This is a genomic window from Arthrobacter sp. zg-Y895, from assembly GCF_020731025.1.
Classification (GTDB): Bacteria; Actinomycetota; Actinomycetes; order Actinomycetales; family Micrococcaceae; genus Arthrobacter_B.
Genome location: NZ_JAJFZY010000015.1, coordinates 1 through 3997, shown reverse-complemented (window position 1 = coordinate 3997; position 3997 = coordinate 1). Strand labels below are relative to the sequence as shown.

At 62.5% G+C, this 3997-nt stretch carries 2 protein-coding genes and 1 rRNA gene; all 3 read right to left on the bottom strand.

Translation table 11 applies throughout. The annotated features are described in order from the left end of the window. On the bottom strand, nt 1–1514 hold a 1514-nt coding region (locus LJ760_RS17235; RefSeq protein WP_227924592.1), incomplete at its 3' end, for a thioester domain-containing protein. A 270-nt stretch (nt 1515–1784) separates the two neighbouring features. Then, nucleotides 1785–3464: a thioester domain-containing protein gene (locus LJ760_RS17230; RefSeq protein ID WP_227924590.1), complete on the bottom strand. Its 1680-nt coding sequence runs from the start codon at nt 3462–3464 to the stop codon at nt 1785–1787. A 395-nt stretch (nt 3465–3859) separates the two neighbouring features. Beyond that, nucleotides 3860–3976, bottom strand: a 5S ribosomal RNA gene (gene rrf / locus LJ760_RS17225). Nucleotides 3977–3997: the final 21 nt, after the last annotated feature.

Here is a 3997-nt window from a genome sequence, read left to right as displayed (position 1 = left end):
GTTACCTCCGCCGTACCTGACGATTCCACGGTCACGTCCTCATTGGCGCCGGATGCCGGCTCCGTAACCCGACACACCGTTCCCGCCGGGATGCCGTCGTACCGCTGGGTGAAGGTATCCGCCGAAGTCCCCTCGGGGATAACGAAGATCTCGTCGATCAGTCCGTTACCGCACTGGATGTGAAGCACGACTTCTTCCTGCAGGCCGGCTCCGGAGCCGCTGATGGTTTTCCCCACCACCAGGCTGCCGGGATTGAATTCCACCGTATTAGTCACTGTGAGGACATTCTCCCCCTCAGCGATAGTCACCGGATCTGAGAACGTAGGCGTAACCGTCACCTCCGTAGTGGATCCCGTGACCGGTTCGGTGACGGAGCACACTGTACCCACCGGAAGATCAACAATCGTTTCGCTGACGGGAGCTGTGGTTCCTGCGGGGATTTCAAAGCTAAACAGCCCCGCTGCACCACAGTCGACAGTGAGCGCGATTGCACCTTGGCTGCCTGCGGCTTCACCTGCAAAGGTTTTGTTCACCACGAGGTCTCCCGGCACAAAGAACTCGGCGGTCGCCTCGGCAGTCGCTTCCAACGCCGTGGTCGCGGCGAGGATGAGGGGCTGCGCGTTGTCCAACAGCGGATCGCCCTGGTCGTAGAGGTAGACGTTGCCGGTCTGGACCGTGACGGAAGCGCGGGCGCTAAGGACACCCGGAGCGGTTGAACCCGGGGGGCCGGCCACCCAGATCTGAGCTCCCGAAAGGACTGTGCTTCCGGTCGGGATGGGGACGGTCCCCGCAGCATCGGCAAACATGGTGTACCCGGCAGGCACGGAAACGGTAACCTCCGCTGCTCCTTCCGACGCGACCGTAAACGGGCCCGCCACGCCTCCCGCCGGACCCGCAGCAACCGGTGGGGTGACGGTGACATTCGGCGGGGGCGGTTCCACCAAGGGCCCGTTGGCCTGTGCGTCGGCGACGATCGCCTCAACCGCGGGCCTGATGACCGTCTCCGTAGTGTTGACCAGGTATCCGTCGGTGAAGTACCAGATCGCACCCTGCACCGCCGCAGCCTGCTGATTGACGGTTAAGCCCGCAGGCGCTGCGGGATTCGCAGGATAGTAGTTGTTCAGGATGTAATTTACGTAGCCGATGTTGGCTACGTTGGCTTCCTCCCAGGCCCCCTGAACGTAGCCGATGCCGACCATGGTCTCCACCGCTGTGTCGATGCAGTACATCTGCCCGGTCCCGCCACCGGCATCCTCAGTCAAAATGATGCCCGCGAACCGGCCGGTCACAGGCACTCCCACTGGGTTCTCCTCTGGATACGGTGCCAAGGGATCCGGCGGGGTGGGATTGTCAGCCACGAACGCCTGTACCCTTTGGGCGGGCCCGAGGTCGGTAGTCACGACTTCCGCATTGGTGCCGGCTACCGGCGCCGGATCATTCGGGTCCGGCTCTGCCCAGGAGGCATTCGCGGGTGCCGCGAACGGTGCCAGCAGCAGCGCTGCAGCGGCCGCCACGCCTAAAAGAGACCTGCGTATCCGGCGCTCGGGCCCCGGCTGACGCCGCGGCCCGGATGGAAAGTAATGATGGCTCATAGGGGTCTCCTGCTTCTATCCCTGGGGATGACTCGCGAGTGACCAGGCCGAAACCAGTTCGGCCTGTGCTGGGCACAGTATGTGGAATCCGAGGCCGGGTGTAGTGAAAACCGCCATATTCGTAGAAAGAGGTCTCGGGGTCTTGCCGTCGGCAGCGCTGGAGCGAACTTCAGCAGCAATCGCCACCGCTAACTAGCTGCGCCGCCGTCGCGAGGTTCCAAGAACCAGGACCGATCCGGCGAGTACTGCAGCGCCGGCCACAGCGCCCAGCACCGTGGCGCCGTCGGCCCCGGTGCGCGGGAGCCGTTCGGTTACCGGCACCGGCGCGTATTCATTGATAACCTCAGCCGTCATCTCCTGACCAGGCAGGATGGTTACCTCCGCCGTACCTGACGATTCCACGGTCACGTCCTCATTGGCGCCGGATGCCGGCTCCGTAACCCGACACACCGTTCCCGCCGGGATGCCGTCGTACCGCTGGGTGAAGGTATCCGCCGAAGTCCCCTCGGGGATAACGAAGATCTCGTCGATCAGTCCGTTACCGCACTGGATGTGAAGCACGACTTCTTCCTGCAGGCCGGCTCCGGAGCCGCTGATGGTTTTCCCCACCACCAGGCTGCCGGGATTGAATTCCACCGTATTAGTCACTGTGAGGACATTCTCCCCCTCAGCGATAGTCACCGGATCTGAGAACGTAGGCGTAACCGTCACCTCCGTGGTGGACCCGGTAACCTCTTCCGTCACCAAACAGACCGTTCCAACCGGAAGGTCGGTAACCGTTTCGGTGACCGGCGTTGTTGCCCCGGCCGGGATTTCGAAGACGAAGGCCCCTATAGGACCGCAGTCCATGGTGAGGACAATGGCGCCCTGGCTGCCGACTGCCTCTCCGGCAAAGGCCTTATTTACCGTCAGGTCTCCGGCGACGAAGAACTCCGCCGTTGCCTGGGCGTTGGATTCAATCTCGGCATTGGCCGCCAGGATCAGCTTTTGCGCCTCAGTCACGTCGGGATTGTTGCCAGTGTAGAGGTAGACATTGCCAGTCTCTACGGGTACTACGGCGCTGGCTGTGATGACAGCCGGGTCCGTTGTCTGCGCTGCGCTCCGTACCCAGACCTGGGTACCGGACGCGACCGGGTTCACAAGCGGAACGGTCCCTGCGGGGTCCGTGAACAAAGTGAATCCAGCAGGAGCCTCCACGGTCAGGGCCGCCCCGCCGCCGGCGCTGACAGTAAACGGTCCCGTCACGCCGTCCACGGGTCCGGCGGCCACAGGCGGATCAATAGTCACGTCCGGAGCAGGCGGTTCCGTGAGTGGCCCGACGGCCAGAACAGCGTCGATAATCCCCTGGGTCAGCGGGCGGAGCGGGTCAATGTCCTGCAGGACGAAGCCGTCGCTGAAGAACCAGATTGCTGCCTGGACCGCTGCGGCACGAATACTGTCATTCGCTGCTTCGGCAGGAAGGCCCGGCTGATCAGGGTAATAGCTGTTCAGGACCCGGTTCACGTATCCCACATTCGGGACATTCGCTTCGCCCCACGTACCGCTCTCATAGCCCAGCCCGGAGTAGGTGGAGGTACGGATGTCGATGCAGTACATTTCCTGCGTGTTCCCCTCAGCGTCTGCAGTGAGGATGGTGCCGGCGAATGAAGGATTGTCTGCTTCGTAATTGGCTGGTACGTCCGGTGGATAAGTACTGATATCAAATGTCTCCCCAACGGGAGGTAGTCCTCCAGTTGCTGCCGTCCCTACCCCCGTGCCTGTCATCGTGATTTCGACCTCGGCAGTGGGAACAGCGGTACCTGGCTGCGGTCCGGAGAAAACCGCCTGCGCAGGCAACGCCGTCACCACCAACGCGGCCAGCAGTGCACCCACCAGACCAAATAATGTCCTCAGATACCTCCGCTGCCTTCTGGCCCTCCCCCGGTTCCCCCCAGACTGTGTATGTGCTCCACTCCGGCTCATAAGGTCCCGCCTTCTCTCGCTGGCTTACTGAGACGGGCAGCTGCAGTAGAAACCAGCTCAAAGCCGGCAAACGCTCGCCCCGAAGTCGCGACGGTATATGCCGGCATACGTGCTTGTAAGGGTAAGAGTGATCCAGCGCGGTCGGAGACCGAAAACAGTACGGCCGGGCCATTGAGGATGGACAACGCCAAGGCATGCCGTATAGATGGGGCGCCTGCTCCAGGCACCGCGGCCCTTACTAAACCCTGCGGGTTAAACAGGAAGAGCCCGTACCAACACTGGTACGGGCTCAACCTTCAATTATTGTCCGGCGGTGACCTACTCTCCCACATCCTCCCGGATGCAGTACCATCGGCGCTGTGGGTCTTAGCTTCCGGGTTCGGAATGGGACCGGGCGTTTCCCCCACGCTATGACCGCCGTAACCCTTCTACCCGCACCCACC